The sequence below is a fragment of the Acinetobacter sp. GWC1_38_13 genome, assembly GCF_001767535.1.
Taxonomy (GTDB): domain Bacteria; phylum Pseudomonadota; class Gammaproteobacteria; order Pseudomonadales; family Moraxellaceae; genus Acinetobacter; species Acinetobacter junii.
In genome coordinates this window covers 20,315-27,117 of record NZ_MELG01000117.1, presented here as the reverse complement: position 1 = coordinate 27,117, position 6,803 = coordinate 20,315, and the positions used below count along the sequence as shown (strand labels likewise).

Below are 6,803 nucleotides of genomic sequence, written 5' to 3'. Positions count from 1 at the left end.
GAGACTATGCGGATTGGTTCTACCTGATTGGTGCCGTCCTTTTTATCTTAACTTTGCGTGGTTTGTCAGGTCCTAAAACTGCAATTGCAGGTAACCGTTACGGCATGATCGCTATGGCGATTGCTGTAGTGACAACCTTCTTTGTTGCTGAGCATCCAGTAGTTTGGATGATTGGCGGTGCGATGGTGCTGGGTGCGATAGTGGGTATTGCCCGTGCGCGTACTGTGCCTATGACGCAGATGCCTGAAACGGTCGCATTGATGCACTCTTTGGTGGGTCTGGCTGCGGTACTCATTGCGATTGCGGCAATTCTACATAACAACCAATTAACAGCATTATTTGCACAAAATGAAGCTGCATTAACTGCTGCGGGTGTACAACATGCACACATGAGCAAGGTTCATTTATTTGAATTGTTTGTAGGTTGCTTCGTTGGTGCGATTACATTTACAGCATCAGTATTTGCTTACGGTAAATTAGCTGCTAAGAAATGGGCAAAAACGATTTCTGGTGCTTGGGTTAAACCGGTTCAAGCGCTTATCTTTGCTGCAATGCTTGCGGCAGGCATTATGTTCTTCTTGACGAATAACATGACTGCTTTCTGGGCGATGACAGCACTTGCACTTGCATTTGGTTGGGTTTGGATTGCGCCAGTTGGTGGCGGTGATATGCCAGTTGTGGTATCGCTTCTTAACTCATTCTCTGGTTGGGCTGCAGCTGGTATTGGTTTCACACTAGAAAACAATATGTTAATCGTTGCTGGTTCACTTGTAGGTTCTTCTGGTGCGATTCTTTCTTACATCATGTGTAAGGCGATGAACCGTTCAATCATCAACGTATTGTTTGGTGGTGCGATGGGTGGTGCAGCAGTTGCTACAGCGGACAAAGGCGAACAAGTTCAACGTAACTATCGTTCTGGTTCAGCAGATGACGCAGGTTTCTTGATGTCAAATGCTGACAGCGTTGTGATTGTACCTGGTTATGGTATGGCGCAAGGTCGTGCACAGAATGCAGTTAAAGAATTATGTGAAATCTTAAAAGAACAAGGCGTAACAGTACGTTTTGCGATTCACCCAGTTGCTGGTCGTATGCCTGGTCACATGAACGTATTACTTGCTGAAGCTGATGTTGCGTATGAAGACATCTTAGAGATGGATGAGATCAACTCAGACTTCCCAGCAACAGATGTAGTACTTGTAATCGGTGCGAACGACGTAGTTAACCCTGCAGCGAAAGATGATCCAAGTTCACCAATCTATGGTATGCCGATTCTTGAAGCTCACAAAGCTCGTACAATCATGGTGATCAAACGTTCTATGGCAACAGGTTATGCTGGCTTAGACAATGACTTGTTCTACAATGAAAAAACAATGATGATCTTCGGTGATGCGAAGAAAGTTGTTGAAGATATGACGAAAGCAATCAATGGTGGTGGTCACTAATCTGACCTCATCAGGATTGAGAAAGCCACCCTTGGGTGGCTTTTTTATTTCGTTCTTATCAATTAAAGAAAATTTTCTACAAGATCCATGGATTGATCATATAGTTCACGAGCGAGTTGTTGATTTTTTGCGTGTGGTGATTTCCAGTCTGGCATATGTGCACTGACATATTCACCATTACGATTTGCCCAATGATCTGCAATAGCCATATCTGTAATTAACTTAGCAGGAACAGAAGTGGGGACTAAGCCGATTTTCATAACTTCATAAACAGGCTTTGGTAGTTCGCGATAGATGTCTGAAGCAACGCCACCTGGATGCAAAGCATTATTGGTAATGGTGCTATTCGCCATACGTTCAGCTAAAGCATTACTGAATAAAAGATTCGCTAACTTAGATTGCCCATAATAAAACAGCGGATTGTAGAAACCTTCTGCGCGAAATTTATTAGGTTTGATTGAACCTGCCCAATGTGCAATTGAAGCAAGGTGGATGATGCGAGCTTTAGGTGCTTTTTCTAAAACTGGGAGAAGCTTTTGGGTCAACAAGAAGTGACCGAGATAATTCACACCAAATTGTTGTTCAAAGCCATCTTGAGTGAGTTGTTTGGTCTTAGCAAACAATCCTGCATTATTAATTAATACATCTAAATCACCATAACGATCCGAAATTTCATCCGCTGCTTTTCGTGTATGTTCTAGGCTATTTAAATCTAGAGAAATAAAATCCACTTGCCCTTGGTCTAATACACGTAACTTTTTCAGTGCAGCCTGTGCCTTTAGAGGGTTACGACAAGCCAAAATGACATGTTGTCCATTTTTCACAAGTTGTTCAGCGGTAGCGAAACCAATCCCAGTATTCGCACCTGTAATTAAAATTTTCATTCCTATGCTCCAGCAATACTTATATTTCTAAAACTTTAAAGCATTGTTATATTGCTTTAATTTTGACAATTTGTCATGTCAATTTTGTGCGTAAGATGATTCATATTTATTTGAGATACGTATTTGTCAATGAAGAGACTGATATTCAATGTGATTTCTACAAGATATCTATGGCATATCTAAGTTTTTATTTTTTTACATTGAATAAATATAAATACTTGAAAATATAAAAAGAAATATATGTTTATCTTGGCATTCTCCTTGCATTGGATTGAATGATCTTTTAAGGGGAATTTAATGAAAAATATAATTTTGATTTCTACATTTTTAATATTTCTCTCCACATCAGTATCCGCGTCAACAGCACCGAATATTCAAGAAATTCGTATTTCACTCGATAGTGTTTGGGTGGTTATTGGGGGGATCTTGGTGTTTTTCATGCAGGCAGGATTTGCATTGATCGAAAGTGGGTCAGTGCGTAGTAAAAATACGGTCAATGTACTGATGAAGAACTATATGGATACCTGTATCGGGGGCTTGGTATTTTGGTTGTTTGGATTTGGATTAATGTTTGGCTTAAATCAATCGGGATGGATTGGATTGAGCCACTTTATGCCAAATCAGATGGATGATTGGCATTGGAACTTACTTTTCTTCCAAATGATGTTTGCTGCGACGGCTACAACCATTGCGAGTGGAGCAATGGCAGAGCGTATCCATTTTGTTGCCTATGTGGTAAGTGCCATTTTTGTGAGTGGTGTGATTTATCCAGTTTTTGGCAGTTGGGCGTGGGGTGGTTTGTTTGGAGGAGATGGTTGGCTCAAAGCAATGGGCTTTATTGATTTTGCAGGTTCTACAGTTGTGCATTCTATCGGTGGTTGGGTGGCTCTTGCAGGGATTATTGTACTTGGTCCTCGTTTAGGGCGATTTGGGCGTAAAGGACAAGGCCATTTTTTAGCTGGACATAATTTACCTCTAGTTGCGCTAGGTGGGTTTATTTTGTGGTTTGCTTGGTTTGGTTTTAATGCTGCTTCAACTGTTTCAGCAAATGTCAGTATTGGTCGTATTGCGTTGAATACACATTTAGCAGCATGTGCAGCAGCTTCAACTTATATGATTTTGGCATTGATCCGATCTAAAGCTGTATTAATACGCAATACCATTAATGCTTCGCTGGCGGGGTTGGTCGCGATCACTGCTGGTTGTGCCACGATGTCACCAATTTTCGCAATTATGACAGGTGTTGGCGCAGGTATATTGATTAGCTTTGTGCCACAACTTCTTGTCAAAATGCAGTTGGATGATGTTGTAGATGCGGTTGCAGTTCATGGCGTATGTGGTGCTTGGGGTACATTGGCTGCTGGAGCATTTTTGGAAACTAATCTTTTTGATGCAAATGTGATGTATGTTCAGATCATAGGAATTTTTGCTGCATTCGTTTGGGGATTTGGTTTGGCATTGCTGGTATTTAAGATTTTGGACAAAGTTCTTGGAGGTTTGAGAGTGTCTCAGCAACATGAACAACGAGGCCTGGATTATACCGAGCACGCGGAGCTTTCATACCCAGAGTTTCAAAGGGATTTAACCTTTGATGCTGACAATATTACGCATCGTCATTAATAGGAGCTGTATTTATGGCTGAATTAACGATTGAGCAAAAAAGATTAGCAATTGAAAAAGGCTTATCTCAGTTTTTACCTGAGTCTGTTTTGCAGCGTGCTTTAAGTTACTGGGAGCGTGAATATGGGCATCAACCATCATTTGTTTTGAATCGATTTCTCAGTGAAATTTGTTCAAATGATGAATTGCGTTTGCAGCGCAAAGAAATGTTGCGTCAAGTTCTATACGAAATCTCAATATTAGAGAAGCAGCAACATCTTAAAGTAAAGGATAAAAAAGTATCCACCACGCAGCCAAGTATTCAAATTAATGAAAATAATAATGCGCTTTTTCAAGTGTTTCATGATTTTGTGATGGCTGTATTAAAGGGTGTGGTGCGAGATGATTATCTGGAGTTTGTGGAAGAAATACAGAAAAGCATGAAGAAGCATCGATTACTTGCTGGGTATTTTTATCTTCTGGGTGCAGAGCAGGAGTCATTAAAGCAAATTTCACAGCAGCATTATGCTGATATGTTAACTATGCTATATGCGATTTATTGTGATTTTTACGGTCCGATTAAAGCAGATCAGCTTTATGCTGCAATACGGCAAGAAATCAAACAGAATTATACTGAAGTGAATCTCACATCGTTATTATAGATATAAAAAAGCGACCTACTAAGGTCGCTTCTTTGAGCTTTAAGCTACTGATTCAGGAGTGCGCCATAGGCTTTCGAGATCATAAAACTTACGGGCAGTAGGTAACATTACATGTACAACGACATAACCTAGATCGATAAGGATCCATTCAGCATCTCGTTCGCCTTCGACGCCGAGTGGGCGGAAACCTGCTTTACGTGCTTCATCAGCAACATTATCAGCAAGGGCTTTAACATGACGAGTAGAAGTACCGCTTGCAATTACAATTGCATCGGCAACATTACTGATTGAACTTACATCAAGTTCTAAAATATCTTTGGCTTTTACATCTGCAAGGGCTTCATGTACAACTTTTAGACAAGCTTGTACATCTTTATTAGATGGTTGGATTTTTAGGTCGTGAGAATTAGAAGCGCTGGGCGATGGTTCTAAATTCATAGAGGGTATATTTTCCTGACAATTGCTCATTGTCAAATATACCGTTTTTCTCTAAAAAATTCAAATTTTAGCCGTAACAGTTTATGTATTCACATCATTGGAGAAGTACTTTTTTTTCCATCCAAATGATTGATCTGATTGATCTTTTGGTCTGTATTCAGCCCCAATGTAGCCTTTGTAGTCACTCTGAAGTAACCAATCGAAAATAGGCTTGTAAACAATACTACCTGTATCGGGTTCATGTCGATGTGGACAATCTGCGAATTGAATATGTCCAATAAGATCAATATTTTCCTGCAATCCTGCTAGAACATCTTCTCCCATCATTGCCATATGATAGCAATCGTATTGCATTTTAAGCGCAGGGTGATTTACTGCTTCTAACATTTCTTGGGCTTGAGCAATATTTTGAACGAGAAAGCGGGGCATGTCGGTCCCGTTAATCATTTCAAATACAGGAGTAATATCTTGTTCTGTCAGCATATGGCAGGCAAGTTTTAAGTTGCTTGATAACGTGTTTAGGCAAGGTAAAAGGTCTGCATCCAAAGGTTGCTTACCTGCTAAAATGTTGACACTTGGTACCTTGAGTGCTTTTGCATATTTGATGGCTAATTCAAGTGCATGATGAAAAGCGATTTCCTGACCTGGCACCCCTGCAAGACCATCACCACCTTGCATAAGATCCCCAGCCGGAACGTTAATTAAGCAAAGTGATAACCCATGTTGTTCAAGCTGAGTTTGAATGTCTAGGATGTCTAATTCGTATGGGAATTGAATTTCAACATGTTGAAAACCATGATTTCGAGCGAGTTCGAATCGTTCTATCAAAGGTACTTCAGTAAAAATCATGGATAAATTGACTGCAAGTCGGCTCATGTTCAATCTCCTTGAATTAATACTTTATTGTTCTATATATTGAATGATAGTCGCTAAATCCTTCTCAGCAAAGCCATTTTCTTGGTGAGCTTGTAACTGTAATAGAGCTTTTTGTGCAACAGGTATTGTTAAGTTAAAACTTTGAGCTAGTTTTAGCGCATTATTTAAATCTTTTGATAAAGTTTGCACTTTCCATTGCACGGGTTCGAATGTATGAGTTGCCATTCGTGGTGCAAGTATTTGAAATGGTTTTGAGTCGGCGAAACCGCCTGCAAGAGCAGGGGCAAGTAATCGGGTGTCAACACCAGCTTGGTCTGCTAAAGCGACAGCTTCTGCAATCAAAGTGCTATTTGCAGCAACGATTAATTGATTACATATTTTTGTTGCTTGACCAGTGCCAGATGCCCCCATGCGCGTAACACGTTGTGATAATACTTGATATATCGGAGCAAGTTGCTGGATGGTTTGTTCATCTCCACCTGCAAAGATGACCAGTGTACCTTGTTCAGCGCCTGCAGTCCCACCTGAAACAGGTGAGTCAATCCATGTTAGGTTTTTTTCTTGAGCAGCCCGAGCTAAATTTTGTGTTGCTGAGACAGACAAGCTTGAGAAATCGACAAGAATCTGTCCTGCGGCTAAATGAGGTTGAATTTTGCTGAAAACACTTTCGACGGCAGAGTCATCAGCCAAACAGATTAGAATAACGGGATATTCATTTATTTGTTCTAAGTCGAGTGCAATCGCACCTTGTTGAATGATTGAATCACATGCATGTGGACTTCGATTCCAAACAGCGACTTTATAACCTGCTTGGAGTAATCGGATTGCCATACGCGTTCCCATTAACCCCATTCCTAAGAATGCGATTGGTGTTTGCTGATTAACATGCATGTGAAAATACT

Annotated in this window: 7 protein-coding genes; 3 read left to right on the top strand and 4 right to left on the bottom strand. The window is 40.4% G+C overall.

The window, feature by feature from the left end; all coding sequences use genetic code 11:
• Positions 1-1,442, top strand: a 1,442-nt coding sequence (locus A2003_RS12770; protein WP_286687458.1) for an NAD(P)(+) transhydrogenase (Re/Si-specific) subunit beta, incomplete at its 5' end; no start/stop codon positions are given.
• Between the two features lie 62 nt (positions 1,443-1,504).
• Here A2003_RS12770 and A2003_RS12765 read toward each other — a convergent pair.
• Positions 1,505-2,326 carry an SDR family NAD(P)-dependent oxidoreductase gene (locus tag A2003_RS12765; protein WP_039047735.1) on the bottom strand — a complete coding sequence of 274 codons (822 nt, stop codon included), beginning with the start codon at positions 2,324-2,326 and terminating at the stop codon, positions 1,505-1,507.
• 297 nt (positions 2,327-2,623) lie between these two features.
• Between A2003_RS12765 and A2003_RS12760 the strand changes: the two genes are divergently transcribed.
• Together A2003_RS12760 and A2003_RS12755 are read left to right on the top strand one after the other, a co-directional pair.
• A complete protein-coding gene (locus tag A2003_RS12760) occupies positions 2,624-3,946 on the top strand; it encodes an ammonium transporter (protein ID WP_004960748.1) in 1,323 nt (440 codons plus the stop codon).
• Positions 3,947-3,960: 14 nt separating this feature from the next.
• Positions 3,961-4,587 (top strand): hypothetical protein, encoded by a 627-nt coding sequence (locus tag A2003_RS12755; RefSeq protein ID WP_039047736.1) that lies wholly within the window; start codon positions 3,961-3,963, stop codon positions 4,585-4,587.
• Between the two features lie 39 nt (positions 4,588-4,626).
• Here A2003_RS12755 and rsfS read toward each other — a convergent pair whose 3' ends face one another.
• From rsfS to A2003_RS12740, 3 genes are all read right to left on the bottom strand, one after another.
• Positions 4,627-5,025 (bottom strand): ribosome silencing factor, encoded by a 399-nt coding sequence (rsfS, locus tag A2003_RS12750; RefSeq protein WP_004906669.1) that lies wholly within the window; start codon positions 5,023-5,025, stop codon positions 4,627-4,629.
• 81 nt (positions 5,026-5,106) lie between these two features.
• Positions 5,107-5,901 carry a hydroxypyruvate isomerase family protein gene (locus A2003_RS12745; protein WP_112997705.1) on the bottom strand — a complete coding sequence of 265 codons (795 nt, stop codon included), beginning with the start codon at positions 5,899-5,901 and terminating at the stop codon, positions 5,107-5,109.
• 24 nt (positions 5,902-5,925) lie between these two features.
• Positions 5,926-6,792, bottom strand: coding sequence for an NAD(P)-dependent oxidoreductase (locus A2003_RS12740; RefSeq protein WP_039047737.1), 867 nt, complete (start codon positions 6,790-6,792; stop codon positions 5,926-5,928).
• Between the last annotated feature and the right edge of the window lie 11 nt (positions 6,793-6,803).

Coding starts and splice junctions, on each gene's coding strand:
- rsfS (WP_004906669.1), bottom strand. CDS start 5,025: ATGAATTTAGAACCATCGCCCAGCGCTTCTAATTCTCACGACCTAAAA.
- A2003_RS12765 (WP_039047735.1), bottom strand. CDS start 2,326: ATGAAAATTTTAATTACAGGTGCGAATACTGGGATTGGTTTCGCTACC.
- A2003_RS12740 (WP_039047737.1), bottom strand. CDS start 6,792: ATGCATGTTAATCAGCAAACACCAATCGCATTCTTAGGAATGGGGTTA.
- A2003_RS12745 (WP_112997705.1), bottom strand. CDS start 5,901: ATGAGCCGACTTGCAGTCAATTTATCCATGATTTTTACTGAAGTACCT.
- A2003_RS12755 (WP_039047736.1), top strand. CDS start 3,961: ATGGCTGAATTAACGATTGAGCAAAAAAGATTAGCAATTGAAAAAGGC.
- A2003_RS12760 (WP_004960748.1), top strand. CDS start 2,624: ATGAAAAATATAATTTTGATTTCTACATTTTTAATATTTCTCTCCACA.